At 73.5% G+C, this 25547-nt stretch carries 21 protein-coding genes; 7 read left to right on the forward strand and 14 right to left on the reverse strand.

Annotated features, from left to right (window positions below):
* Window positions 1-17: 17 nt before the first annotated feature.
* The 5 genes from LO763_RS23235 to LO763_RS23255 all read right to left on the reverse strand — a co-directional run bounded on the left by LO763_RS23235 (window position 18) and on the right by LO763_RS23255 (window position 4773).
* Window positions 18-386 (reverse strand): hypothetical protein, encoded by a 369-nt coding sequence (locus tag LO763_RS23235; RefSeq protein ID WP_230789553.1) that lies wholly within the window; start codon window positions 384-386, stop codon window positions 18-20.
* 1026 nt (window positions 387-1412) lie between these two features.
* Window positions 1413-1685, reverse strand: coding sequence for a hypothetical protein (locus LO763_RS23240; protein WP_230789556.1), 273 nt, complete (start codon window positions 1683-1685; stop codon window positions 1413-1415).
* Between the two features lie 523 nt (window positions 1686-2208).
* Window positions 2209-2805: a histidine phosphatase family protein gene (locus tag LO763_RS23245; protein WP_230789559.1), complete on the reverse strand. Its 597-nt coding sequence runs from the start codon at window positions 2803-2805 to the stop codon at window positions 2209-2211.
* A 47-nt stretch (window positions 2806-2852) separates the two neighbouring features.
* On the reverse strand, window positions 2853-3833 hold the full coding sequence (egtD, locus tag LO763_RS23250; protein WP_230789561.1) for an L-histidine N(alpha)-methyltransferase: 981 nt from the start codon (window positions 3831-3833) through the stop codon (window positions 2853-2855).
* A 52-nt stretch (window positions 3834-3885) separates the two neighbouring features.
* Window positions 3886-4773 (reverse strand): carbohydrate kinase family protein, encoded by an 888-nt coding sequence (locus tag LO763_RS23255; RefSeq protein ID WP_230789642.1) that lies wholly within the window; start codon window positions 4771-4773, stop codon window positions 3886-3888.
* Between the two features lie 311 nt (window positions 4774-5084).
* Between LO763_RS23255 and LO763_RS23260 the strand changes: the two genes are divergently transcribed.
* The gene (locus LO763_RS23260; RefSeq protein WP_230789564.1) at window positions 5085-5720 is read left to right on the forward strand and encodes a DUF4245 family protein; all 636 of its coding nucleotides are present in this window, start codon (window positions 5085-5087) and stop codon (window positions 5718-5720) included.
* Between the two features lie 180 nt (window positions 5721-5900).
* On the opposite strand, the gene LO763_RS23265 is transcribed toward LO763_RS23260, so the two are convergent.
* Entirely contained in the window at window positions 5901-6116 is a 216-nt protein-coding gene (locus LO763_RS23265; protein ID WP_230789568.1) for an exodeoxyribonuclease VII small subunit, read from the reverse strand.
* Complete coding sequence (gene xseA / locus LO763_RS23270; RefSeq protein ID WP_255672938.1) at window positions 6113-7312, reverse strand: exodeoxyribonuclease VII large subunit; 1200 nt, start codon at window positions 7310-7312, stop codon at window positions 6113-6115. The genes LO763_RS23265 and xseA overlap by 4 nt, the downstream gene beginning before the upstream one ends.
* Before the next feature lie 137 nt (window positions 7313-7449).
* Between xseA and LO763_RS23275 the strand changes: the two genes are divergently transcribed.
* The gene (locus LO763_RS23275) at window positions 7450-8433 is read left to right on the forward strand and encodes a 4-hydroxy-3-methylbut-2-enyl diphosphate reductase (RefSeq protein ID WP_230789573.1); all 984 of its coding nucleotides are present in this window, start codon (window positions 7450-7452) and stop codon (window positions 8431-8433) included.
* A gap of 269 nt (window positions 8434-8702) precedes the next feature.
* On the opposite strand, the gene LO763_RS23280 is transcribed toward LO763_RS23275, so the two are convergent.
* Window positions 8703-9845 carry a DNA recombination protein RmuC gene (locus tag LO763_RS23280; RefSeq protein ID WP_230789576.1) on the reverse strand — a complete coding sequence of 381 codons (1143 nt, stop codon included), beginning with the start codon at window positions 9843-9845 and terminating at the stop codon, window positions 8703-8705.
* Between the two features lie 41 nt (window positions 9846-9886).
* On the opposite strand from LO763_RS23280, the gene LO763_RS23285 reads away from it, so the two are divergent.
* From LO763_RS23285 to LO763_RS23295, 3 genes are all read left to right on the forward strand, one after another.
* Window positions 9887-10642 (forward strand): hypothetical protein, encoded by a 756-nt coding sequence (locus LO763_RS23285; RefSeq protein WP_230789579.1) that lies wholly within the window; start codon window positions 9887-9889, stop codon window positions 10640-10642.
* 299 nt (window positions 10643-10941) lie between these two features.
* On the forward strand, window positions 10942-13656 hold the full coding sequence (locus tag LO763_RS23290) for a S8 family serine peptidase (RefSeq protein ID WP_230789582.1): 2715 nt from the start codon (window positions 10942-10944) through the stop codon (window positions 13654-13656).
* A gap of 648 nt (window positions 13657-14304) precedes the next feature.
* Entirely contained in the window at window positions 14305-17649 is a 3345-nt protein-coding gene (locus tag LO763_RS23295) for a S8 family serine peptidase (RefSeq protein WP_230789584.1), read from the forward strand.
* Between the two features lie 59 nt (window positions 17650-17708).
* Here LO763_RS23295 and dgoD read toward each other — a convergent pair whose 3' ends face one another.
* From dgoD to LO763_RS23310, 3 genes are all read right to left on the reverse strand, one after another.
* A complete protein-coding gene (gene dgoD, locus LO763_RS23300) occupies window positions 17709-18896 on the reverse strand; it encodes a galactonate dehydratase (RefSeq protein WP_230789587.1) in 1188 nt (395 codons plus the stop codon).
* Between the two features lie 160 nt (window positions 18897-19056).
* The gene (locus LO763_RS23305; protein ID WP_230789590.1) at window positions 19057-20658 is read right to left on the reverse strand and encodes an N-acyl-D-amino-acid deacylase family protein; all 1602 of its coding nucleotides are present in this window, start codon (window positions 20656-20658) and stop codon (window positions 19057-19059) included.
* A gap of 39 nt (window positions 20659-20697) precedes the next feature.
* Entirely contained in the window at window positions 20698-21105 is a 408-nt protein-coding gene (locus tag LO763_RS23310; RefSeq protein ID WP_230789593.1) for a RidA family protein, read from the reverse strand.
* 36 nt (window positions 21106-21141) lie between these two features.
* On the opposite strand from LO763_RS23310, the gene LO763_RS23315 reads away from it, so the two are divergent.
* The gene (locus LO763_RS23315; protein ID WP_230789597.1) at window positions 21142-22362 is read left to right on the forward strand and encodes an alanine racemase; all 1221 of its coding nucleotides are present in this window, start codon (window positions 21142-21144) and stop codon (window positions 22360-22362) included.
* An 80-nt stretch (window positions 22363-22442) separates the two neighbouring features.
* Here LO763_RS23315 and LO763_RS23320 read toward each other — a convergent pair whose 3' ends face one another.
* Entirely contained in the window at window positions 22443-22853 is a 411-nt protein-coding gene (locus LO763_RS23320; RefSeq protein WP_230789601.1) for a (deoxy)nucleoside triphosphate pyrophosphohydrolase, read from the reverse strand.
* Window positions 22854-23348: 495 nt separating this feature from the next.
* Between LO763_RS23320 and LO763_RS23325 the strand changes: the two genes are divergently transcribed.
* Window positions 23349-23705 (forward strand): hypothetical protein, encoded by a 357-nt coding sequence (locus tag LO763_RS23325; RefSeq protein WP_230789603.1) that lies wholly within the window; start codon window positions 23349-23351, stop codon window positions 23703-23705.
* Window positions 23706-23867: 162 nt separating this feature from the next.
* Here the strand turns inward: LO763_RS23325 and LO763_RS23330 are convergent, their stop codons facing one another.
* Both LO763_RS23330 and LO763_RS23335 read right to left on the reverse strand, forming a co-directional pair.
* Window positions 23868-24653, reverse strand: coding sequence for an SDR family NAD(P)-dependent oxidoreductase (locus LO763_RS23330; RefSeq protein WP_230789606.1), 786 nt, complete (start codon window positions 24651-24653; stop codon window positions 23868-23870).
* A 128-nt stretch (window positions 24654-24781) separates the two neighbouring features.
* Entirely contained in the window at window positions 24782-25477 is a 696-nt protein-coding gene (locus LO763_RS23335; RefSeq protein ID WP_230789608.1) for a hypothetical protein, read from the reverse strand.
* Window positions 25478-25547: the final 70 nt, after the last annotated feature.

Genomic DNA, 25547 nt, shown 5'->3' on the forward strand with positions numbered 1-25547 from the left:
GCCTAGCAGAGCCGGGGTCAGTGCAGGTCGCGGATGTTGATCGTCTCGCCCTGGACGACGTTGCGGGGGCCGTCGCCGTGGAAGTTGTTCTGGAACATGACCTGCTGCCCGGCCTGGTTCACCTGCGAGATCTGGATCGGCTTGCCCGCGAGCTCGCTCAGCTGCCGGCGGAACTCGGGGTCCTCGGCGCACGCCTGCTCGATCGCGGCCGCCAGGCCCTCGGGCGGGATCTTGCCGGTCTCGGCGCGCAGCAGCACGAGCTCGCGGCCCTCGTCCCTGCCGAACCGCTCCTTGACGAGCCTGCCTGCGGCGACGATGCCCTTGGCGGCCTCCCCGGCGAGGGTGCCGGCCGCGGCGGTGGCGATCGAGAGCAGTATCGGATCCATGTGGCCTCCTTCGGGGGTTCCACACAGGGTAGTCCGCTCCGGGCCGAGCGGGAAGACGCGCGAACGCCCGGGCGGCGCGATCGGGCCGGGCCGGGAGGCGCGCCGGCGACCGCTAACCGCAATGCCGTTCAGTTAAAGCGTCGGTGGCGGTGTGGCGGTGTGGCGGCAGGTGTGCTGGAGGGTGATCGTGCCCGGGATCCGTCTTGGCGCCGACAGATCCGGCCTTGCCGCGGTCGGGGCCGTGCAGCTGGAGCCGGTGCCGGTAGGGGGTGGGGTCCGGGTTCAGGCGGCGGCGACGGTGGGGAGGGTGGAGGGCTGGGGTCGGTTGGCGGGCCTGGGGTTGGTGGAGTGGCGAGGTCCATAAAGGCGGCGGCGACGAAGCGGTGTGTGGAGGGCTGGGGTCGGTTAGCGGGCCGGGGGCTGGTGTGGGTCGGGCGGACGGGGCGTCGGCCTGGGGTGTGGATGTCGTTGCGGCGCAGGGACACCGGTGGAAACATGAGGGTTCTCTACCCGTGTGGGTGTTGCCGGGGTGGGGCTGGTGGGAGGAGAATTGGGGTACGTACAGGGTTACGGAATCAGTGCAAGCGAACGAGATGTGTTCACTTAATGCAGACTACGACAGCCTCTGGCCGCTCGTACCGCCCACTGGTGTCGGGGCCGCCCTCGCAGCTAGGACGGGGGTTGTTTGTCCCGCGTTCCGGTCCTGCGCTGGTACCACCGTCACCGCGGTCTACGGGCATGTGACGGGAGCGCGGCCTCCTTGAGGAGGTACCGCCGGCCAGCACAGTCGGAGTCCCGCACACACCCCCGCACGTATCCAGCACACCCACCCGACCACCACCGACAGGACAGGAGGGAAAGACCAGACAGGCCCGACAGGCCGATAGGTCCACACGCCAGGGAGAACCGGCGGGACCGGCAGGCCATGGCCGCACGGCGGCGACTACTCGACGGCGATACGAGACCCGGCCGCGAGAGCCCGCTGCGAGGCGGCGCCGCCAGGCGAGGCGATCACCATCGCGACCATCACCGCGTATCCGCCAGGACGCGACCACGCCCACCGGGAGGAGGTGAACCCACCATGACCACCACGACCACGACGATGCCCTGTGCGAGCGCTCCTGCGGCACCCACCGCGCGCCAGGCCGCTGCGACGAACCCAGCAGCAGCCACCGCAGCAACGGCGACCGGCAGCGGCCCCACCGCTTCGGCGACCACCGGCCGAGCCGCCGCAGCGACGACCGGCGGCAACTCCACCGCACCACCGAACACCGGCCGAGTCGCCACCGCACCGGTCACCGGCCCCGCCACCACCGCCGCCCGGCCCCACTCACGCCACCCCGGCCCCGGCGATCCGCCCCGGTACATCCTCCGACTCACCGCCGCCGACCGCCCGAACCTGACCCGAGCACCCGCCCGGCCCCGGCAATCCGCCCAGGACCGGCCCCGCCGCCACACCCGTCGCTGACTGCCCGAACCTGACCCGAGCACCCGCCCGGCCCCGGCGACACACCCCAAGACCGGCCCACCGCCACACCGCCGCTGCCTCCCGAACCCCCGGGCGGCGCGATCGGGCCGGGCCGGGAAGCGCACCGGCCGGTGACACGACCGGGCCGGGCCGGGAGGCGCGACGGCGGCCGCCGCCAGCGACACGATCGGGTGACACGACGGGGCCCGGGGCCGGTTCTTGTCATACCCGCGGGGGAGGGTGGGGCTACCTTCTTCTTCCCCCAGGGAGGGTGGGGGTTAGGGATGGCAGGGGTCGGAGAGGACGAGGGTCGGAGGGGACAGTGGCTGGAGGGGACAGGCGCGAATCGCCCCTTCACCCGCTCGGGTTCGCCGCCGCCGGCGTCAGGTTCCACAGGGCGATCGCGTGCTCCCCGTGCTCGTAGCCCAGCGCCGCGATCGAAGCGGTGTCCACCTTGAAGTCCCGGCCGTCCCTCGCGGGCCGCCCCAGCCACCTCGCCGCCGCCACCCGCAGGCTGTGCCCGTGCGCCACGAACGCGACGTCCCCGCGCTCCAGCAGCGGCTCGGCCTCAGCGAGCGCCCGGTCCAGCCGCGCCGCGACCTCCTCGGCCGACTCGCCGCCCTCGCCCTTCCCGCCGTCCGTCCACAGCGTCCACTCCGGGTCCTCGGCCCGGATCTCCTCGCTCGTGCGGCCCTCGTACTCGCCGTACGCCCACTCGGCCAGGTCCGGGACCACCGCCGTGACCTCCAGCCCCGCCAGGTCCGCGGTCGCGAGCGCGCGCCGGCGCGGACTCGACCACACCGCCGCGAAGTCCCGGCCCGCCAGCAGCGGCGCCAGCGCCCTCGCCTGGGACACGCCGTGCCCGGTGAGCTCCAGGTCCGTGACCGAGGTGTGCTGGCCCGAGGCCGACCAGGTCGTCTCGCCGTGGCGGATGAGCACGATCTCTCCCATGCCGCCCAGCCTAAACCGCCCGCGGCGCGGGCACGGGCGATCGCCGCTCACACCGCCCGGGCCAGGAACACGCCCATGTAGCCGCGCTCGTCCGTCCAGCACGCCTCCGGCTCGAACCCGCTCGCCTGCAACTGGTTCTCCAGCTCGCCCCGGTGGAACTTGACGGAGACGCCCGTGCGGATCTCCTCCCCGGCGCGGAAGCCGACGTCGAGCGCCAGGGCCGCGACGTCCACCGCCATCGCCCGCATCGCCCGCAGCCGCATGTCGATCGTCGCGGTGTCGCCGTCCCACAAGACGACGTGCTCGAAGTCGTCGGGCCGGAAATCGGCGTCCAGCCGGTGGTTGAGGACGTACAGGACGTTCCGGTTGAACTCGGCGGTCACCCCCGCCGCGTCGTTGTACGCGGCGAGGATCACCTCGGGGTCCTTGACCAGGTCGGCGCCCAGCAGGAACCGGTCGCCCGGGCGCACCGCCTCGCGCAGGTCGCGCAGGAACCGGCTGCGCTCCGGCCCGGTGAAGTTCCCGAAGGTCCCGCCGAGGAACGCCACCAGGCGCGCGCCGCCGCGGTCGGGCAGCTGGTCCAGGTCCCGCGTGAAGTCCCCGACGACGCCCCCGAGGCGCGCGCCCGGGTAGGCGTCGGCGAGCTCCAGCAGCACCTCCCGCAGCTGCCCGGCGGCCACGTCGAAGGGCCAGAACGCGTCCAGCCGGCCCGCCCCGGCCAGCGCGTCGAGGACCGGGCGGATCTTCTCGGCCCGCCCCGCGCCCAGCTCGACCACCGACACCGGCCCGTCCCCCAGCGCCCCGGCGATCGCCGCCGCGTGGTCGCGGAGGATCGCGCGCTCGCTGCGCGTCTGGTAGTACTCGGGCTGGCGGGTGAGCTCGCCGAACATGGCCGAACCGCGCCCGTCGTAGTGCAGGCGCATCGGCAGGCGCTTGGGGTGCGAGGTCAGGCCGTGCCTGACGTCGAGTCGCAGCGCCGCCTCGAGATCGGTCTCGGCGACGCAGATCCGCAGTTCCGGAGCAGGCACGACATGATCTTATGCCGTTATTGTCCCGATTGCGGGCGAGTCGGCGGCCGCGTCAGGGCGCGCCCGGGACCGTGCACGCCTGCGCGGCGATCTGGCCCGCGTAGCGCAGCGCCGCGCCGACCACCGTCGGGTTGCCCCAGGCCGCGAGCCGGTCCAGCCCCATCCAGCCCGCCGAGGTGAGCCAGCCCAGGAGCCCCGACGTGTACGCGTCGCCCGCGCCGATCGCGTCGACCACCTCGACCTGCGGGGCGGCCGCCTCGGTCACGTGGTTGCGGTGGAAGGCCACCGAACCGGCGTCGCCGAGGGTCACCACCACCATCTCGGGCCCGGTCTCGAGCCACTCGCGGGCGACCGCGTCGGTGGCCCGGTCCGGGTAGAGCCGGGCCAGGTCGCGCTCGGAGACCCGCACCAGGGTCGCGAGGCCGACCAGGCGCTCGGTGCGCTCGCGGACCTTCGCCGTGTCGCCCATGGCGCTCAGGCGGATGTTGGGGTCGAACGAGACCGGGACGACGCGGCGCGCCCGGTTCACCCAGTGCTCGATCACGCGGGCCGACGGCTCCAGGTAGGCCGCGAGCGAACCGAAGTGGACGAGGTCCACCCGGCCCGGGTCGGGCTTGGGCAGGGCCCGGCCCTCCCACGCGAAGTCGGCGGTGCCGCTGGTCCAGTAGTCGTGGTCGGCGCGCCCGTCCTCGCCGACGACCGCGAGCGCCAGCGTCGAGGGCAGGTCGGTGCGGTGCAGCCAGTCGCGGCGCACGCCCGCCGAGATGTGGCGGCGCCAGACCTGGCGCCCGAAGTGGTCGCCGCCGACCGAGCCGATGAGCGCGGTGGGGACGCCGCGCCTGGCGAGCGCGACCGCGGTGTTGGCGGGGCCGCCGCCGCACGTCGGCCGGAGCTGCCCGCCGGGGGCGGGGACGAGGTCGATGACGTTCTCGCCTGCCACGAGGATCAACGGGGGCTCCTTCCGGTCGGGCGCGAGTGCCGCTGCGGAGAGGGTATTGCAGGCCCCTGACGGCCCGGAAGTCGGATTCGCGCCTCGGTGGGGGACGCGTCCGGGTTCGGGGCCCGGCCCGAGGCGAGGAGACCGCCGCCGCGGCGGACGCGGACCGGCGAGGCGGCCCGAACGCCCCGGCGGCGAACCGGGACCGGCCCGAAAGCGCGCCGCGCGGCGAGACCCGCCCGCCCGGCGCCTGCTGGGCCACGCCCGGGCGGGGCGGTGCGCCGCCCTCCCCGGCGGTCGTTCAGGATGGAGCCATGTCCACCGAAGAGGCCGACGCCGGGACCGCCGCCCACGGGAACGCCGACCGCGAGACCGGCACCGATACCGACACCCGCGACGACACCGACGGCCCCGCCGACCGGGCCGAGGCCGCGAAGGCCTCCCGCCCCAAGCAGCGCCGCATGCGCGACATGGCGCTGTCCATGGCCGTGCTCCTGCTCCCGATCGGCCTCTTCTACCTCGGCTGGAACTGGATCGCCGCGGACCGCCAGGTCAGCGTGGTCGACACCGGCGAGAACTACACGACCGCGGCCAGCCTCGGCCTGACCGTGATCGAACCGGCGCTCAGCGACGACTGGAAGCCGATCTCGACCGACCTGAAGGTCGAGGGCGAGGCCGTCACCCTGCGCACCGGCTGGTACTCGCCCGAAGGCCACGGCCTCCAGCTCGTGCAGACCACGGGCCCGATCGCGGACGTCAACGAGGGCCTGACCGGCACCGGCACGCCCGTCGACGCCGCCGGCGTCACCTGGTCCTCGTACGAGCTGAGCAGCGGCGAGGCGTGGACGGCCGAACTGGCCGGCGCCACCGTGGTCATGATGGCCGAACCCGACGGCGTGGACGAACTCCCCGAACTCGCCGAAGGCGTGGTCGACGCCGCCACCGGCTGACCCCGGCCCCGCCGCACCGGCAGGGCCGCGTGACCCGGCCGTCGTGGACCGCAAGTCGAGACTCGCCGCGGACACCGCCCGAAGCCCTGCCGCGCCCTTTTCGCACCCCCGCGCCATCGTTGAACCGGGGCCCCAGGGCGCCCGATCCGACCGCACACGCCCGGACGCGCCGGAGCCGGTTCAGTCCCCGGCCTCGTCGTCCTCACCGGAGCCGGTGCGGGCCTGGAGGCGCTCCCGGGCGCCCTCCAGATGCGACTGGCACAGGTCCGCCAGCGCCTCGCCCCGCTCCCACAGCTTCAGCGACTCCTCCAGGGTCGCGCCGCCCGCCTCCAGGCGCTCGACCGTCGCCACCAGCTCCGCCCGGGCCTCTTCGTAGCTCAACCGCTCGTCGCTCACGACGCCTCCTTCTCCGTCACCTCGGCCCGCAGCGTCCCCGCCGCGAGCCGCACCTCGATCCGCTCCCCGGCCTCGCCCGCGTCCCGCACCACCGCGCCCGACCCGGCGTCGGTGACGATCGCGTACCCGCGGTCGAGCGTGGACTGCGGCGAGAGCGCCCGCAGCCGCGCCCGCAGATGCTCCAGGTCGTCGATCGACCGCTCCAGGCGCGACCCCGTCCGCGCGCGCATCCGGTGCACCAGGTTCGCGACGGCCTCCCCGCGGGCCTCCAGCATCGTCTCGGGCCGGGCCAGCACCGGCCGGGCCCGCAGCGCCGCGACCGCGTCCGCCTCCTTGACGAGCTTCACCTGGAGGGCCTGGCGCAGCCGCGTCCGCGCGATGTTCATCCCGCGCTGCTCCTCGGCGAGGTCCGGGACGACCTTCTTGCCCGCCTCCGTGGGCGTCGAGGCGCGCCAGTCGGCCACGTAGTCGAGGATCGGCGTGTCCGGCTCGTGCCCGATCGCCGAGACCACCGGCGTGACCGCCTCGGCCACCGCCCGGCACAGCGTCTCGTCCGAGAACGGCAGCAGGTCCTCCATCGAACCGCCGCCGCGGGCGATCACGATGACCTCCACATCGGGGTCGCGGTCGAGTTCGGCGAGCGCCGCGCACACCTCCGCGACCGCGCGCGGGCCCTGGACGGCGACCTCACGGACCGCGAAGTCCGCGGACGGCAGCCGGGCCTTGGCGTTCTTCAACACGTCCCGCATCGCGTCCGAGGCGCGCCCGGTGATCAGCCCGATCCGGTACGGCAGGAACGGCAGCGGCTTCTTGCGGGCGGCCGCGAACAGGCCCTCGGCGGCCAGGAGCCGCTTGAGCCGCTCCAGGCGCGCCAGCAGCTCGCCCAGGCCGACCTGCCGGATCTCCCGCACGTGCAGCGACAGCGACCCGTTCTTGTCCCACCACTGCGCCTGGGCGCGGATCACCACCTGCGCGCCGTCGCGCAGCGGCGGGTCGCAGGCCGCGACCGCGCCGGTGAAGTCCACGACCCGCATCGACACCTCGGCCGAGGGGTCGCGCAGCGTCAGGTACACGGTGCGGCCGCGGTGGCTGATCTCGGTGATCTGGCCCTCCGTCCACACCTCGCCCAAGCGCGCGAGCCAGTCCCCGATCTTCTTGGACACCACCCGCAGCGGCCACGGGTTCTCGGCGCTCATCGGCGCGCCCGGCCCCGTGGCGGGCCGGGACGGGGCCCCGGGGGCGGGCGGCTCGGCGGCGCTGCTCGGTGCGTCGGTCACGTGGCCAGCCTAACTGTGGGGTGTGACGAAACCGGACGGCCGGTTACCATCGAGGCGTGGCAGACCCGAAGCGAGTGTTGTTGGCCAAGCCGCGCGGGTACTGCGCGGGCGTGGACCGAGCCGTGGAGACCGTCGAGAAGGCGCTGGAGCTCTACGGCGCCCCCGTCTACGTGCGCAAGGAGATCGTGCACAACCGGCACGTGGTGGAGACGCTCGCCGGCAAGGGCGCGGTCTTCGTCGAGGAGAACGAGGAGGTGCCGCCGGGCTCGGTGGTGGTCTTCTCCGCCCACGGCGTGGCGCCCGAGGTCCACGACCAGGCCGCCGAGCGCGACCTGAAGGCCATCGACGCGACCTGCCCGCTCGTGACCAAGGTGCACCAGGAGGCGCGGCGCTTCGCGCGCGAGGACTACGACATCCTGCTCATCGGCCACGAGGGCCACGAGGAGGTCATCGGCACGTCCGGCGAGGCCCCCGCGCACATCCAGCTCGTGGACGGGCCCGACTCGGTCGAGGGGATCAGCGTCCGCGACCCCGAGAAGGTCGTGTGGCTCTCGCAGACGACGCTGTCGGTGGACGAGACCATGGAGACCGTGGACCGGCTCAAGAAGCGCCTGCCGATGCTCCAGAACCCGCCGAGCGACGACATCTGCTACGCGACCCAGAACCGCCAGCAGGTGGTCAAGGACATCGCCGCCGACTGCGACGTGATGCTCGTGGTCGGCTCCAAGAACTCCTCGAACTCGGTGCGGCTCGTGGAGGTCGCGGTGCAGCACGGGGCCGGGAGCGGGCACCTCATCGACTTCGCGCACGAGATCGAGGACGCCTGGCTCGAGGGCGCCGCCACGGTCGGGCTGTCCTCGGGCGCGTCGGTGCCCGACAACCTCGTGCAGGACGTGCTCGCCCACCTGGCCGAGCGTGGTTTCGCCAGCGTCGAGGAGTTCGAGCCGGTGACCGAGAAGCTCACCTTCTCGCTGCCGCGCGAGCTCGTGAAGGACCTGAAGGCCGCGGAGAAGGCGAAGGCCGAGGCGGCCGCGCGATAGCGCGCGGCCGGGTAGTCCGTTCGCGTTGCCGGGCCGTCCGCCCTTGCGGCCGGCCCTTCCGCGCCCGGTCCCGCTTCACTCTTTCGGGTGACACGGGCGCCGCCGGTCCCGGTTTTTGTCGCACCCGAGCGGGAAAGTCGGCCTTACCTTTCCCCTCTCGGGAGGGTGGGGGTTAGGGACGGCAGACGGCCTTGAGCCCCGCGGCGCCCGGGGCGATCATCGCCCGCTCACCGCTCACCGCTCACCGCTCACCGCTCACCGCTCACCGCTCACCGCTCACCGCTCACCGCGTCCGAGTCCCACGTCGGCCTCCTCGCCGGGGTCACCACCGGCGCCGGCGACTCGGGCGCCTCGCCCGCGACCTCCAGCTCGCTGAACCGCCGCGCCGTCACCAGCAGCCGCGACTCCACGCTCGCCACCGCCGCGTTGTACGAGCCCACCGCCGCCTCCAGCGACGAGCCCAGCCGCGAGAAGTGCCCCGCCACCGACCCCAGCCGCTCGTGCAGCTCCCGGCCCAGCCGGTGCACCTCCTTGGCGTGCACCGCCAGCGCCTCCTGCCGCCACGTGTGCGCCACCGTCCGCAGCAGCGCCATCAGCGTCGCCGGGGAGGCGATCACCACCCCGCGCCCGAACGCGTCCTCCAGCAGCGCCGGGTCCCCCCGCAGCGCCGCGTCCAGGAACGCGTCCGCCGGCACGAACAGCACCACCATCTCCGGCGTGTCCTCGAACGCCCGCCAGTACTCCTTGCCCGCCAGCGACTCCATGTGCCGCCGCAGGTGCTTCCCGTGCGTCTTCAGCAGCTCGTCGCGCAGCCCCTCGTCCTCCGACTCCAGCGCCTGGAGGTAGGCCTGGAGCGGCGCCTTCGCGTCCACCACGAGCTGGCGCCCGCCCGACAGCCGCACCACCAGGTCGGGCCGCACGCCGCGACCGTCCACCAGCCCGGACTGCTGCTCGGAGAAGTCGCAGTGCTCGACCATCCCCGCGACCTCCACGATCCGCCGCAGCTGCACCTCGCCCCACTGGCCCCGCACCTGCGGCGACCGCAGCGCCCCCAGCAGCCGCCCGGTCTGCTCCCGCAGGTCCTCCGAGATGTCCGCGACCCCCGAGAGCTGGATCCGCAGCTGCGCGTACGCGTCGACCCGCGCCTTCTCCACGTCGCCCAGGCGGCTCTCGTAGCGCGACAGGGTCTCCGCGATCGGCGCGAGCACCTGGCCCACCGCCTGGCGCGAGTGGTCGGTCGCCTCGTACGCGACGTTCTTCAACGTCGACTCCAGCCGCCGCTCGTTGTCCGCCGCGGCCTCCAGCCGCGCCGTCGCCGCCGCCAGCTCCGCCGACTGCCGCGACCGCCCCGCGTACCAGCCGCCGACACCGCCCGCCGCGAGGCACACCACCGCCAATAGGACCCACGTCATAGGGGCCAGTGTAGGCGCGCGGCCGCGGGTAGGCTCGGTACATGTTGCTGTGGTTGACCTTGCTGGTGGTCGCGATCGCGGTCATCGCCTTCGTGGTCCAGTCCAACAAGAAGCGCGCCCAGGCCGAGCTCGCCGACGCCGAGGCCGAGGCCCGGCGCCTGTACGAGCGCCTCGGCGGCCAGACCATGAACCTCACCGCGCCGGGGGACGACCTCCCCGCCGGGCAGGCCCTCGCCGACGCGGGGGAGCGCTACACCGCCTCCGGCTCCCAGCTCGAACAGGCCCGCACGATCCACCAGTACCGGCTCGCCGCCGAGACCGCGATCGAGGGCCTCCACTACGTGCGCGCCGCCAGGACCGCCATGGGCATGGACCCCGGCCCCGAGATCCCGGTCCTCCGCGGCAAGCGCAGCACCGGCGCGCTCACCGAGCCGGTCAGCGCCGAGGTCGAGGGCCGCACCTACACCGGCTCGCCCGACCCCAGCGACCAGAACCGCCACTACTACCCGGGCGGCAATGTGGACGGTCGGCCGGTCCCGGCCGGCTGGTACAACACGCCGTGGTGGCAGCCCGCCCTCGCGGGCGCCGCGGGCGCGTTCGTCGGCCTGATGATCTTCGACGCGATGCTCGCCCCCGCCTACGCGATGGGCGCCGTCGAAGGCGGCGACTACAGCGGCGGCGACGCGGGCGCGGACGGCGGCGACAGCGGTGACGGCGGCGGCGACTACGGCGGGGACGCCGGCGGCGACTACGGCGGCGGTGACTTCGGGGGCGGCGACTTCGGCGGCTTCGAGTAGCCCCGCCTCCGGCACGAAGGCCTTCGGGCCCTGACGCATCGCGTCAGGGCCTTTTTGCCGCCTCCGGCGGGGCCCGCGCGCCGGACGGGGCGCACGGCGGCTCGTGGGGCCGCATTGATTACGGGGCAAAGCATTCTGAATGCAACTGTTGCCGCGCTTCAGGGCGTATCGATGTCGGGGACACCAAAGTGGCGTTACCCCTGCGAACATGTCCATAGTCACCAAATTCCTTTCTTTCGGAGACCACCCCCCGGTCCCGCGGCAGGCACTGCGGGGCCACCCCCCAACAAGGAGAGTTCGTGACAGTTGCACAGCGGCGCTCGCGCCGCCTCCTCGCCGCCGCCTTCGCGGGCGCGCTGGTACCGGCGGCGCTCGCCACCGGCGCCTCGGCACAGACACCCGACACCGAGATCCAGGCCCTCATCGAGGACAAGGTCGACCCCGCCCTGCTCGGCGCGATCGACGGCAAGGGCGAGGCGGAGCTGTGGCTCCTGTTCGCCGGAGCCCCCGACTACAGCGCGGCGCTCGCCGCCGACACCAAGGCCGAGCAGGGCACCGCCGCCGTGGAGGCCGCCAAGGCCTTCGCCGAGGCCTCGCAGTCCGAGGTCGCCGCCGCCCTCGACGACTCCGGGATCGCCTACGAGTCCTTCTGGGGCGCTTCGGCGATCAGGGTCGAAGGCGGCGACGACCTGGTCGCCGACCTGGTCGCCTTCGACGAGGTCGAGGCGATCCTGCCCGCCCCCCAGGTGGAGCGGATCGAGCCGATCACCCCCGGCGGCAAGGGCGGCGACGACTTCCAGACCTGGGACGCCGTGCAGACCGCGGCCGTCCAGTGGGGCGTCGAGGACGTGGGCGCGCCCGACGTCTGGGCCGAGGGCTTCACCGGCGAGGGCATCGTCGTCGCCTCCATCGACACCGGCGTCGACTACGACCACCCGGCCCTCGTGGACCGCTACCGCGGCAACAACGGCGACGGCACCTTCACCCACGACTACAACTTCTACGACGTGGCCGACGCCTGCGAGGGCGACGCGCCCTGCGACGCCGACGGCCACGGCACCCACACCATGGGCACCATGGTCGGCGCCGACGGCATCGGCGTCGCCCCCGACGCGGAGTGGATCGCCGTCAACGGCTGCTGCCCCGACGAGGAGACGCTGCTGCGGGCGGGGGAGTGGATCGCCGCCCCCACCGACGCCGAGGGCCGCGGCGCCGACCCGCTCAAGGCCCCGCACGTGGTCAACAACTCCTGGGGCGGTTACGGGTACGACCCGTTCTACGCCCAGGTCGTGGACCTCTGGCACGCCGCGGGCATCATCCCGGTCTTCGCGGCCGGCAACAGCGGCTACTCCTGCCTCACCATGGGCAGCCCCGGCATCTACGAGAACGTGATCGCCGTCGGCGCCTACGACGAGGACGGGAAGATCGCCGACTTCTCCTCGCGCGGCCACGGCTGGGAGGGCACGCTGAAGCCGGACCTGTCCGCGCCCGGCGTGGACGTCTACTCGTCCCTCCCGGGCGGTGAGTACGGCACCGCCGACGGCACCTCCATGGCCGCCCCGCACGTGGCCGGCTCGATCGCGCTGCTGCTGTCGGCCTCGCCGACGCTCGAAGGCGACTACGAGGCCGTCTACGAGACCCTGACGGACACGGCCGCCGACGTCGCCGACGACCAGTGCGGCGGCGACGAGGAGGCCAACAACGTCTACGGGCACGGCAGGATCGACGTCGAGGACGCCGTGGACGAGGCCCCGGCCGGGAGGTTCGGCTCCCTCTCGGGCGCCGTGACCGACCAGGACGGCGAGCCCGTCGCCGGCGTCCGGCTCGTCTTCGAGGGCGGCGTGGTCCGCGAGGCCGTCACCGGCGCCGACGGCGCCTACGCCTTCGAACGCGTCCCCGCCGGGCGCTACCACGTCACCGTCTCGAAGTTCCTCTACGAGACCGCGACCGGCTCGGTCCGCGTCGGCCGCGGCGGCGAGGCGGTCTTCGACGCCGAGCTCACCAGGCTGGAGACGCGGATCGTCGAGGGCGCCGTCGTGGACGGCTCCGGGCACGGCTGGCCCCTCGACGCGAGCGTCGAGACCGCCGGAGGCGAGGCCGCGGCCGCGACCGACCCGTTCACCGGGGCGTTCAGCCTCGAGATCCCCGCCGACGGCGACTGGCCGCTGACGGTCCGGGCCGACTACCCCGGCTACGAGCGGCTCACCGTGGACCCCGCCGACGCGGCCCTGATCGAGGTCCCGATCAGCGCGGCCTGCCTGGCCCCCGGCTACGGCTCCGACGTGCTCGACGAGCGCTTCGAGTCGCTGGAGGTCCCCGCGGGCTGGGAGGTGGTCGACCGGGGCACCGGCGACCCGTGGCTGTTCGACGACCCGTACCTGTACGGCAACACCACGCCCGGCTCGGGCGGGTTCGCGCAGGCGAACGCCGACGCGCCCGGCCCCGGGCTCGAGACGGACACGGACATGATCACCGCGCCGTTCGACCTGTCCGCCGCCGAGGACCCGACCCTGGGATTCGCGAGCTTCTTCGTGGACGATGGGATCGGCGGCGAGGCCGACGTGTCGGTCTCGGTCGACGGGGGCGCGACCTGGGAGCAGGTCTGGCACACCGACGCGGACCTGCTCGACACCGTGGAGGCGGTGGACCTGTCGGCCTGGGCCGACCAGACCGCCGTCCAGCTCAAGTTCCACTACACCGACCACGGCCAGTGGGCCTGGTTCTGGCAGGTCGACAACGTCCGCATCGGCTGCGGTGAGCTCGCGGGCGGCCTGGTGCGCGGCACCGTCGCCGACGCGGTCACCGGCGACCCGGTCGCCGGCGCGGTCGTCACCGACCCCGCCACCGGGAGCACCGCCGTGAGCGGCGCCGACGGCGAGTACGTCCTCTTCACCGACGCGGGGGCGACCACCCTCGAAGCGTCGCTGGAGGGCTGGTCGACCGGCACCGCCGCCGCCGAGGTCGAGCTCGACGCCGTGGTCGGCGCCGACTTCGCGCTGGAGGCCGAGGCGTAGCACCAGGATGGGACGAGGGCCCCGGCGCGACCGCCGGGGCCCTCGCTCTCGGTCCCGCATGGAACCCGGAGCGTCACCTCCGCGGCGGCGGGCGATCACCGTCCCGACGGGAGTCGCGAGGGCCGTTCGGGGCCGCGGGCGGCGGCTTCGAAGAGCCCGTCGATCGAGGTATTCCCTTCTGGGGCACAAGGTGCGAGCGGCCATCAATCACCGCAATGGCGCTTTAGGCGGTGCTGCAACCCTGGGGTCATATCGCATCACGCCCTACGGGAAACCTTCCTTAGTGATCTTGGTCACATTGAAAACGCGCACGCGCTGTTTCGTTCTGGTTCACGCACCGTTACGAACGCGCGGGCGGAGTCGTTCGGAGCGCACCGGGACGGGAATCGTCCGAGTTCAGGGCAACTGTCGGCTCCGCCCGACCCGCCCGGCACGCGCGTTTCATTCGCTTCGGGTCGCATGTCCGCCGTCCCATGATCCGCACCGGTACGGCCGAAGTGTGCAAAGTGGGGTCTTGTGCGTTCCTTTGCGGACTGGCACCGTGTTCTCCGTGCTTCCCTCACATCCGGAGGGGCGCCGCACGACAACCACGCCCGCTTCGGCACCGGGAACCCCGTCCCGAAGCCCCCCAACAGAACAGGAGCCGTCGTGATCAAGTTGCAACGACGCGTGGCCCAGGCCCTCGCGGCCTCGGCGGCAGGACTGCTGGTGTCCGCCCTACCGGGCACCGCCGTCTTCGCCGAACCCGCGACCGACGCCCTCGTCGACGAGAAGGCCGCCCCCGGCCTGCTCGCCGCGATCGAAGCCGAAGGCGAGGCCGAACTCTGGGTGCGCTTCGAAGGCGCCCCCGACTACGACCCCGCCTTCGCCGCCGACACCAAGACCGAGAAGGGCGCCCAGGCCGTCGCCGCCGCCCAGGACTTCGCGGCCACCTCGCAGCAGGACGTGATCGACCTCCTCGACGAGGAGGGCGCCGCCTACGAGTCCTACTGGGGCTCCAACACCGTCAAGGTCACCGGCGACGAGGACCTCCTCGCCGAACTCGTCCGCCTCGACACCGTCGCCGGCGTCGTCCAGGCCCCCGAGTACGAGCTCATCGAACCCGTCGAGCCCCTCGTCGCCGACCCCGGACCCGACGCCGTCGAATGGGGCCTCGACAACATCCACGCCTCGGACGTGTGGGACATGGGCTACGACGGCACCGGGATCGTCGTCGCCTCCATCGACACCGGCGTCGACTACGACCACCCCGCCCTGGTGAACCAGTACCGCGGCAACAACGGCGACGGCACCTTCACCCACGACTACAACTTCTACGACGTCGCGGACGCCTGCTCCGGCGACGCCCCCTGCGACACCGACGGCCACGGCACCCACACCATGGGCACCATGGTCGGCGACGACGGCGGCGACAACCAGATCGGCGTTGCCCCCGGCGCCGAGTGGATCGCCGTCAACGGCTGCTGCCCCAGCGCCGAGGCCCTCATCGAGTCCGGCCAGTGGATCGCCGCCCCGACCAAGGCCGACGGCACCTCGCCCGACCCGTCCAAGGCACCCGACGTCGTCAACAACTCCTGGGGCACCACCGCCTCCGTCGACGACCCGTTCTACGAGGACATCGTGGCCCTGTGGCACGCCGCCGGGATCATCCCCGTGATGTCCCTGGGCAACAACGGCGAGGAGGGCTGCGAATCCGCCGGTTCGCCCGGCCTGTACCCGAACGTCATCGGCGTCGGCGCCCACGACGTCGACAACGAGATCGGCTACTTCTCCGCCCGCGGCCCCGGCCGCGACGGCCAGGTCAAACCCGACCTCTCCGCCCCCGGCGTCACCGTCCGCTCCTCGCTCCCGGGCACCGGCTACGGCACCGGCAGCGGCACCTCCATGGCCGCGCCGCACGTCGCCGGCACCGTCGCGCTCATGCTCTCGGCCGCACCGGCGCTCGACGGCGACTACGACGCGGTCTACGAGGCCCTCACCAGCACCGCCGTCGCCACCGACGACGACCAGTGCGGCGGCACCGCCGAACTGAACAACGTCTGGGGCCACGGCCGACTCGACGCGCTCGAAGCGGTCCTGGCCTCGCCCATCGGCGCTACCGGCGCCCTCTCCGGCACCATCGTGGACGACGCCGGCGAACCCGTCGAAGGCGCGAAGCTGACCTTCACCGGCGAGTTCACCCGCACCGCCGCCACCGGCGCCGACGGCGCCTTCGCGGTGCCGGTGCTCCCCGTCGGCGAGTACGCCGTGACGGGCACCAAGTTCGGTTACGCCGACCTGACCGGCTCGGTCAGCGTCACCGAAGGCGAGACGGCCGTGTTCGACGGCGTCATGACCGCCGTCGAGTCCACCACCGTCACCGGCACTGTCGTGGACGGCTCCGGGCACGGCTGGCCGCTCCCGGCCACCGTCGCCACCGCCGGCGGCGAAGCGTCCACCACGACCGACCCGCTCACCGGCGAGTTCGCCCTCACCCTCCCCGTGGGCGAGTGGGAGCTGGTCGTCGACGCCGACTACCCCGGCTACCAGGAGGTCACCGTCGGCGTTGTCTCCGCCGCCGACCTCGAGATCGAGGTCCCGATCGCCGAGGGCTGCGTCGCCCCCGGCTACGGCTTCGAACCGCTCGGCTCGATCTTCGAGGGCGGCACCGCGCCGGCCGGCTGGACCGTGGTCGACCGCGGCACCATGGGCTGGGAGTTCGACAACCCCGGCGGGCGCAGCAACCTCACCCCGGGCTCGGGCGGGTTCGCCATCGCCGACTCGGACGAGCAGGGCTCGGGCGGGAACCTCATGGACACCGACCTGATCTCCCCGGTCTTCGACCTGTCCAGCGCCGACACCCCGGTGCTGTCCTTCGCGACCGACTACTACAAGGGCTCCTACGACACCGTCGCCGAAGTGCTCGTCAGCCCCGACGGCGGCGACACCTGGGAGACCGTCTGGGCCCCGACTGCCAACGCGCGCAACCAGACCGTCGAGATCGACCTGTCCGAGTGGGCCGACTCGACCGAGGCGCGCCTGAAGTTCCACTACGACGACAACACCACCTGGGCCTGGTGGTGGCAGATCGACGACGTGCTGGTCGGCGGCGCCGCCGACTGCGTCCCGGTCGAGGGCGGCCTGGTGCGCGGCACCGTCACCGACCTCGACACGGGCGCCCCCGTCGCGGGCGCGACGGTCACCCACACCGCCTCCGGGCACGCCGCGGTCACCGACGCCGAAGGCGACTACTGGCTCTTCGCGGCGGGCTCGGGCCCGTCCGAGTTCTCGGCCGTCGTCCCGGAGTTCGGCTCCACCACCGAATCGGTCGCGATCGTCCCCGACGGCGTCGTCACGGCCGACTTCGCGGTCGGCTCGCCGAACATCAGCGTCAGCGCCACCACCTTGAACTCCTATGTGCAGCAAGGCGGTTCGTGGACGCAGTACCTGAGCCTCACGAACAACGGCTCGGGCGACGGCGAGGTCACCCTCGACATCGGCCACGGCGACTTCAGCGTCCTCGGCTTCGAGCGCCCGGACGACACGTCCTGGCTGACGCTGTCGGACGACACCGTCCTCGTCCCGGCCGGCGAGACCGTCCGCGTCGCGGTCAAGTCCAGCGCGACCGAGGAGGCCGGCGTCGACCAGCCGGGCACCTACTCGGCCCTGCTGACGGTGAACGTGGTCAGCCCGCACCCCTCGCCCACCGTGTCGGTCTCGATGGTGGTCGTCCCGAAGGTCGAGGAGGGCAAGCTCCTCGGCACCGTCTCGGCCGAGACCTGCGACGGCACCACGGCCGCCCTGGAGGGCGCCCAGGTCCAGATCCGCGTCGACGGCGGCGACACCGAGCACCTGCGGTCCGACGAGGACGGGGCGTACGAGCTCTGGTTCGCCGAGGACACCTACACGGTGATCGCCTCCAAGGACGGCTACGCGGCCGACTTCGCGACGGTCGACGTGACCGCCGGGGCCGAGGCGGAACTGAGCTTCACCCTGGAGGAACTCGACTGCTGACGGCATGAGCGAAGGGCCCCCGCCGCGAACGCGGCGGGGGCCCTTTCAGCGCGCGGAGGTCACCACTCGGCGAAGGCGCCGTCCCGGCGGCGCCAGACGTCGTTGCGCCAGCGGTGCGGGTCGGCGGCCGCCTTGCGCACCGCGGCCTCGTCGACCTCGACGCCCAGGCCCGGCGCGGTCGGGCGCTGCACGTACCCGTCGGTGAACGTGAACACGGTCGGGTCCACCAGGTAGTCGAGCAGGTCGTTGCCCACGTTGTAGTGGATGCCGAGGCTCTGCTCCTGGATGAGGAAGTTCGGCGTGGCGAAGTCCACCTGGAGGCTCGCGGCGAGCGCGATCGGCCCCAGCGGGCAGTGCGGCGCCATCACCACGTCGTGCGCCTCGGCCATGGCCGCGATCCGCCGGACCTCCGAGATCCCGCCCGCGTGCGACAGGTCCGGCTGCGCCACCGCGATCCCCGCGGCCAGCACGTCCCGGAAGTCCCAGCGCGAGTACAGCCGCTCGCCGGTGGCGATCGGAATCGACGTCGCCGCGGTGATCCGCGCCAGGTCGCGCGAGAACTCGGGCACGACCGGCTCCTCCACGAACAGCGGCAGCAGCGGCTCCAGCAGCGGCAGGACCCGGCGGGACATGGCGGTCGAGAAGCGGCCGTGGAAGTCGATCGCGAAGTCCATGTCCTCGCCCACGGCCTCGCGCAGCTCCGCGAACTGGTCCACGATCCGGTGCGTCGCCGCCGGGGACTCGATGTGCTCCAGCTGCGTCGCCCCGTTGCACTTCACGGCGGTGAACCCGAGCTCCTTGGCGCGCAGGGCGTGCTCGGCGAGCTCCTCGACGGTGTCGCCGCCGACCCACGTGTAGACGCGGGCCCGGTCGCGCACCGGGCCACCCAGCAGCTCGTACACGGGCACGCCGAGGGCCTTGCCCTTGAGGTCCCACAGGGCCTGGTCGATCCCGGCGACGGCGCTGGAGAGCACCGGCCCGCCGCGGTAGAACCCGCCCTTGGTCATGACCTGCCAGTGGTCCTCGATGCGCCCGGCGTCGGCGCCGAGGAGCCGCTCCGCCAAGGTCGCGACGACGCTCGCGACGGCCTCGGCGCGCCCCTCGACGATGGGCTCGCCCCAGCCGACGTGCCCGTCGGCGGTCTCGATGCGGACGAAGAGCCAGCGGGGCGAAACGAGGAAGGTCTCGATCCGGGTGATCGCCGAAGGCGACGAGGGTGCGGCCGTGTGCGTGGAAGCGATGCTCAAGGGGACCTCTATCTCTGGTGGCGTGTCGTGTCGGCGTCCGTTCCCGGTCCACCCGGCGCGGCGGCCGGACGCGCCCGCCCGCCGCCTGGGCACGCGGCCCATGATAGCGATTGCTTCGACGGTGCCGCCAGCACCGGCGCCGCCGTCCCCGCGCCCTCCCTCAGCCCCGGGAGCCGGGGCGGCGCACCGACCGGCCCGCGAGGGCCTCGGTCCGCTCCCCGTCGGCAACGGCCGCTCGGCCGTTCACGAACACGTACGGGATCCCGGCCGCCTGCCGCCGCGGCTCATCGAAAGTGGAGCGGGCGTCCACCGTCTCGGGGTCGAACAGCACCAGGTCCGCCGCGCACCCCTCCTTGACGAGACCGCGATCGGTCAGGCCGAGGACCGCCGCGGGCCTGCCGCTCAGGTGCGCCACGCACTCCTCCACGCTCAGCAGCCCCAGCTCCCGCGTGTAGTGCCCGAGGTACCGGGCGAACGACCCCCAGGCGCGGGGGTGGATCTTGTCCCCGGCGAGCACGCCGTCCGACGATCCGGTGTGGACGGCGTGCCGCATGATCGCCCGCACGTTCTCCTCGTTGCCCACGTGCATGAGGCACCCGGTGCCGAAGTCGTCGCGCACCAGCAGGTCCAGGTAGAACTCCGCGGGCCGCTGCGCCTCGGCCGCCTCCGCGACCGACCTCCCCACGTACTCGCGCAGCTCGGGCCTGGTGACCCCCGTGATCTCGTACCGCGCCCAGTCCGCCGGGACGCCGTTCGCGCCGTCGGTGCCGGTCACGTCCAGCTCGTGGACGATCCGGGCCCGGACCTCCGGGTCCGCCAACCGCTCCCTCAGGGCCGCATAGCCTCCCGCGAGCGACCAGCTCGGCAGCAGCGCCGCGAGCATGGTCATGCCCGGCAGGTACGGGTAGGTGTCGAGGCTGACCGGGACGCCCTCGTCCAGCGCCTCGTCGACCAGCTTGAGGAACTCGGCCGCCCTCCCCGCGTTCACGTCGTAGTTCAACGTCGCGTGCGCCAGGTGCAGGGCGCAGCCCGCCTCGCGGCTGATCGCGATCATCTCCGCGTAGCCCTCCATCGCGCCGGCGCCGTAGCTGCGCTGGTGGGGGCCGAAGTAGCCGCCGTACCGGGCGACCACTCTGCACAGTTCCACGAGCTCGGGCGTTTCCGCGTACATGCCCGGCGTGTAGGACAGGCCCGCCGAGAGCCCGAACGCGCCCTCCTCCATGCCCCGGGCCACGGCGGCCCTCATGGCGTCGAGCTCCGCCGCGGTCGGGCGCCGGTCCTCCCAGCCCATCGCGAGCATCCGCACGGTGCCGTGGGGGACGAGGTAGGCGGCGTTCACCGCGATGCCGCGGCCGTCGACGCCCCGGTCGAGCCGGTCGAGGTACTCGCCGACCGTGCGCCAGTCGTACCCGACGTCCAGGCGCCCGTTCCAGGCGGCGATGGCCTCCCGCATCTGCGGCGCGGTCGTCTCGTCCACCGGCGCGTACGAGAGCCCGTCCTGGCCGAGCACTTCGAGGGTGCAGCCCTGGCCGAGCTTCGCGAGGTGGTCGCGGTCGTGGAGGACCGCCAGCTCGGAGTGGGCGTGCATGTCGATGAAGCCGGGCGCGAGGACCAGGCCCCCGGCGTCGACGACCTCGGCCCCGTCGAGGTCGAGGCGGTCGCCGACGGCCGCGATGCGGCCGTCCTTGACGCCGACCTCCGCCCGGAAGCGGGGCGCGCCCGTCCCGTCGGCGATCTCGGCGCCTCGGATCACGAAGTCCATTGCCGCCATTCGACGCCCTCCCTCACCCGGCACGGAGCGTCAGTCTACGTAGGCGATCGCGTCGACCTCCACCAGCATCTCGGCCCTCGGGAGGGTGCAGATGACGGTGGTGCGGGTCGGGAACGGGACGCCCTCGGGGGAGCGCTCGGTCAGGAACGCCTCGTAGACCTCGTTCATGGCGGCGAAGTCGGCGCGGTCGGCCAGGTACACCCGCAGGGTCATCACGTCGCCCACGGTCGCGCCGCCCGCCTCGAGGATCGCCGCGACGTTCTCGAGGGTCCGGCGCGTCTGGGCCCGCACGTCGCCGGGGTGGAGGTACTCGCCGGTGGCCGGGTCGACGGGGCCCTGCCCGGAGACGGCGAGCAGCGGGCCCTTGCGGACGCCCTGCGGGAAGGCGTGGGCGGGCGCGGGGGCGGCGGCGGTGCGGACGGCGAGTTTCTCGGTCATATAGTAAACATACATTCCAGTTAAGGGCGGTACGCGATGGACGAGACCCGGCTGCAAGGCCTCCGCGACGAGGTCCTCGACTGGCGGCACAAGGGCGTCCCCGACTCGGCCCACGGCCGCACCATCGCCGAGTGGACCGCCTCGGGGGCCCCCGTCTCCGCCCTCCCCACCCCCTCGGTGACCCTCTCCGAGCAGGCCCTCGCGCACAACCTCGGCGCCATGGCCGCCTGGTGCGCCGAGCGCGGCCTCGCGCTCGCCCCGCACGGGAAGGCCACCATGGCCCCCCAGCTCTGGCGGCGCCAGCTCGAGGCCGGAGCCGCCGGGATCACCGTCGCCACCCCCTTCCAGGCGGGCGTGGCCCGCCATTTCGGCGTGCCCCGCATCCTCATCGCCAACCAGATCGCCGATCCCGCCGCGGTCGCGCGTCTGAGCGCATGGGCCGCCGAAGGCACCGCCATCGGACTCTTCTCCGATTCCGAGGCGACTGTCGACCTGCTTTCAGCGGCCGCGACCACGACGGTCGATGTACTCGTCGAGCTCGGCGCCGACGGCGGCCGGGCCGGGGCGCGGAGCATCGAGGCCGCGCTCGCGGTCGCCGCGCGCGTCGCCGCCGCCCCGAACCTGCGCCTCGCGGGCGTGGCCGGGTACGAGGGCGCGGTGACCGCCGGGACCGACGCGGCCGCCCTGGCGGCCGTCGACGACTACCTCGGCGACCTCGCGACCCTGTTCGCGGCCTTGGACTTCGAGACCGACCGGCCGGTGGTCACCGCGGGCGGCAGCGCCTACTTCGACCGGGTCGCGGCCGTGCTCGGTCCGCTCGCCGGCACCGCCGAGGTGCTCCTGCGCTCGGGCTCCTACCTCGTGCACGACCACGGCTGCTACGCCCGCTGGACCCCGGCCGCCCGCGGCGGCGACGGGCCCGGGCTGCGGCCCGCCCTCACCGCCCGGTCGCGGGTGCTCTCGCGCCCCGAGCCGGGCCTGGCGATCCTCGACGCGGGCAGGCGCGACCTCCCGTTCGACCAGGACCTCCCGGTCCCGCTGGGGCTCGGGGACGCGCCCGGCCGCGGACCGGCGCACTGCCCGCAGATCAGCGACCAGCACCTGTTCCTGAAGGGCGCGCCCGACCGCCTGGCGGTGGGCGACGTCGTCGAGCTGGGGCTCTCGCACCCGTGCACGAGCTTCGACAAGTGGCGCCTGATCCCCGTCGTGGACGAGGCGACCGGCCTCGTGGTCGACGCGGTCCGCACCTTCTTCTAGCGTCTCGAACGCCGCGCGGCGGCCCGCCGCGCCGTCGGCCCCCGGGGGTTCGCGGACCGGCCTTGGGGTTCATGGATCGCTCAGGGTCTCAGGGACTCCCGGATGGCCTCGACGGCGGGCCGGTTGCCCGGCAGCCACGGCACCGAGTCGAGCGCCTCGGGGGCGAGCCAGCGCAGTTCGGCGTGCTCCTTCGCGCGCGGCTCGCCGCTCTCGAGCGTGGCGAAGTAGATCCGGAGCAGGAACCGGCCGCCGCCGGTGACGAGGTCCCCGCAGGCGCGCTCGCCGACCGCGACCTCCACCCCGAGCTCCTCGCGGCACTCGCGGCGCAGCGCCTCGGGCTCGGTCTCGCCGGGTTCGACCTTGCCGCCGGGGAACTCCCAGAGGCCCGCGAGCTCGGGCGGGTAGGCGCGGGCGGCGGCCAGGACGTCGAGTCCGGCCCGGATGGCGGCTCCGACGACGACGCGCGGGGCGGCGCTGCTTGCTGCGTTCACCGGCCGGAGTCTATCGGCGGGCACGCCGCGGACCTCGTGCGCGGCTGGGAAAGGGCCCCCGGTTCGCAACGGTAGCGGGGGAACCTGAAGGGGAGCTGAAGCGGCCGTGCGCGAGGCCGGCCCGAGGGCGTTTCGTTATCTTTCGCGCGTCAGATGACGAACGGTGACGGCCACTGTGCAAGCTGTTGTTCATACGTTCGGATGATGTCGCATGGACCGGGTGGGTGGGAATCGTGTCCATCGGCACAAAACCAGGTAAGAACCGTCCCGGTAAGTCGCGAATACCCGATTAATCCCATTTGCGAGTCTGGACAGAAGCTGGGAGACGCGGAAGACTCGATGCAGAAATGATAAAGATCCGGCGACAATTCAGACACGAACGCCCCTCGTGTCCGTCGGAACCGAATCAGACCAACCTTACTGATCGGTCGTGGCCCTGCTTCGGCAGGGCGCCGCTTCACCGGACGCGGCCAGGACGAATGGCGACGGTGCCATATGGGGAGAACGGAGCAAGACGACAACGTGCTGCTGGACGCACTGAGGGAGCTCAACAGCTGGGTGGCGGACGACGGCCGCCTCTCGCGGTCGCTGCCGCTGGACGACTCCCAGCACGCGGAGCTCGCCGAGCAGATCAAGATCTTCGCGGACACGCTCGGCGTCAGGCCGGACGTGTCCCGCACCGACGAGGCGACGCTCATCGTGCTCGCCCGTGAGGGCGGGTTCAGCCTCACCGACGTGACCTTCGCGGGCCGCGTCGAGACCGCCTACATCACCATCGCCGGGGACCCGGCGGCCCAGCACGGCCCGCACCTGTCCAAGGGCCGCTTCCGCTGGCTCAGACGCAGCGAGTAGGACCGCGGGCGAGACCGCGGCGAACGACACCGCAGACCCACGGCGGATCACCGGGACCCCACCTCCCGGTGATCCGCCGCCGTCACGTCCGGCGCCCGCCCCCGAACGTCCGGGAAGCCCTCCCCGCGAGGCGCCCGGCACCGCCTCCGGCGGGCCCGCCGCTCACTCGGCCGCCGTCCCGCTCTCCAAATCCATGCCCTGCGCCGACCGCGCCCCGTCCACGGGCACCACGGCCCCGCTGACGAACGACGCCCGCGCCGACAGCAGGTACGCGATCGCCTCGGCCGCCTCCGCGGCCGCCCCCGCCCGGCCGAGCGGGTGCAGGTCCCGCATCGCCCCGGCCACCCGGGCGTGCTCCTCCTCGCCGGACTCCGCCAGCGCCCGCAGCCGCTCGGTCGCGATCGACCCCAGCGCCACCGCGTTCACCCGCACGCCCCACGGCCCGTAGTCCACCGCCAGCGCCCGCGTGAGCCCCTCGACGGCCGCCTTGGCCGTGGCGTAGGGCAGCGCCCCGCGCACGGCCCGCCGCGCCTGGTGGGAGGAGACGTTGACGATCGACCCCGCCGTGCCGGCGGCCCGGAACGCGGCCACCGCCGCGGCCGAGCCCGCCAGGGACGGCTGGAGGTTGCGCCGGATCAGCTCCGCCACCGCCGCCCCGCCTGCCTCGTGCAGCCACGCGTCCTCGAAGACCGCGGCGTTGTTGACCCAGCCGGTGAGCGTGCCGAGCGTCTCGGCGGTCGCGGCCGCCTGCGCGGCGACCGCGTCGTCCGCCGCGTCGCCCACGATCACCCACGCGAGCCCGTCGCGGATCGGGCCGTCCAGCCACTCGAGCCCCTCGTCGCGCAGCTCCACGACCACGACGGCGTGCGCGTCGGCGAGCAGCCGCTCGACGACCGCCCTGCCGACGCCCTGCCCGCCGCCGGTCACCACGGTCACTTCACGGTTCATCGCACACCTCCGGGGGACGGCGCCGCCGCGCCGATCGCGGCGGCGTCACGCACCACCGTTCCCGGAAAACGCCTTGCCTACACGCGGCCCAGTTCAAGGGCGCCGCCGTCGCCGCGCCCCGGGGCCGGTCACCCGGCCCAGGGGACGATGCCGGACCGGCCCTCCCACGACCCGTGCTCGGACAGGGGCCGGAAGCGCAGCGTGGTGAACTCGTGGTGGAAGTCCCGCCGCTCCCGCTCCGCCATCGCCGCGTCGTGGAGGCGGGCGGCGTCGCCGTCGTCGCGCCCGAAGACCATGCCCGTCATGGCGCGGGCGCTGGTCCAGACCGAGAACGTGGCGACCGTCCGGGGCGGCCGCACCGCCGCGAGCGCGAGCGTCGTCTCGGGGTGGTCGCGCACCTGGCGTTCGACGGGCCTGCCCCAGCGGAGGAACCGCGGCAGCTCCGGCAGGCGCATCCGGGCGAGGGTCACCGCGACGACGGGCTCGGCGGGGTCCGTCCGCCCGGTCTCGGCGGGGAGGTGCGCCAGTTCCCGGACCGCGCCCCAGCGGCGCCGGAACTCCAGCCGCACGTGCCATCCGCGGCCGAGCCCGCGCCCGAGCGGGGCCTGCGCCAGGAAGTCCTCGAGCGCGGCCTCGTCGGCCCACTCGGCGAACACGGCGAGGCGCCGGACCTGCATGCGGTGCGGCGACACCACGGGCGCGCCCAGCCGCATCCCGGCGAGCACTTCGAGGTGGCGCAGTCCCGGCGCCGAAGGCGGGCGGAGGAGCGCGCCCGCCGCTTCGCGCAGCGGCAGCCGCGCGAGATGGAAGGAGTGAATGCCCATGGGTCCGATCCAACCCGAGCGCGCGCCGAAACGCGAGGCGCCCCCGCTCGGCCGCGCGGAACCGAAGGCC

The organism is Glycomyces amatae (assembly GCF_020991375.1).
Classification (GTDB): Bacteria; Actinomycetota; Actinomycetes; order Mycobacteriales; family Micromonosporaceae; genus Glycomyces; species Glycomyces amatae.

Coding starts and splice junctions, on each gene's coding strand:
- LO763_RS23235 (WP_230789553.1), bottom strand. CDS start 386: ATGGATCCGATACTGCTCTCGATCGCCACCGCCGCGGCCGGCACCCTC.
- LO763_RS23245 (WP_230789559.1), bottom strand. CDS start 2,805: ATGGGAGAGATCGTGCTCATCCGCCACGGCGAGACGACCTGGTCGGCC.
- LO763_RS23260 (WP_230789564.1), top strand. CDS start 5,085: ATGTCCACCGAAGAGGCCGACGCCGGGACCGCCGCCCACGGGAACGCC.
- xseA (WP_255672938.1), bottom strand. CDS start 7,312: ATGAGCGCCGAGAACCCGTGGCCGCTGCGGGTGGTGTCCAAGAAGATC.
- LO763_RS23280 (WP_230789576.1), bottom strand. CDS start 9,845: ATGACGTGGGTCCTATTGGCGGTGGTGTGCCTCGCGGCGGGCGGTGTC.
- LO763_RS23285 (WP_230789579.1), top strand. CDS start 9,887: ATGTTGCTGTGGTTGACCTTGCTGGTGGTCGCGATCGCGGTCATCGCC.
- LO763_RS23305 (WP_230789590.1), bottom strand. CDS start 20,658: ATGGACTTCGTGATCCGAGGCGCCGAGATCGCCGACGGGACGGGCGCG.
- LO763_RS23310 (WP_230789593.1), bottom strand. CDS start 21,105: ATGACCGAGAAACTCGCCGTCCGCACCGCCGCCGCCCCCGCGCCCGCC.
- LO763_RS23315 (WP_230789597.1), top strand. CDS start 21,142: ATGGACGAGACCCGGCTGCAAGGCCTCCGCGACGAGGTCCTCGACTGG.
- LO763_RS23325 (WP_230789603.1), top strand. CDS start 23,349: ATGGGGAGAACGGAGCAAGACGACAACGTGCTGCTGGACGCACTGAGG.
- LO763_RS23330 (WP_230789606.1), bottom strand. CDS start 24,653: ATGAACCGTGAAGTGACCGTGGTGACCGGCGGCGGGCAGGGCGTCGGC.
- LO763_RS23335 (WP_230789608.1), bottom strand. CDS start 25,477: ATGGGCATTCACTCCTTCCATCTCGCGCGGCTGCCGCTGCGCGAAGCG.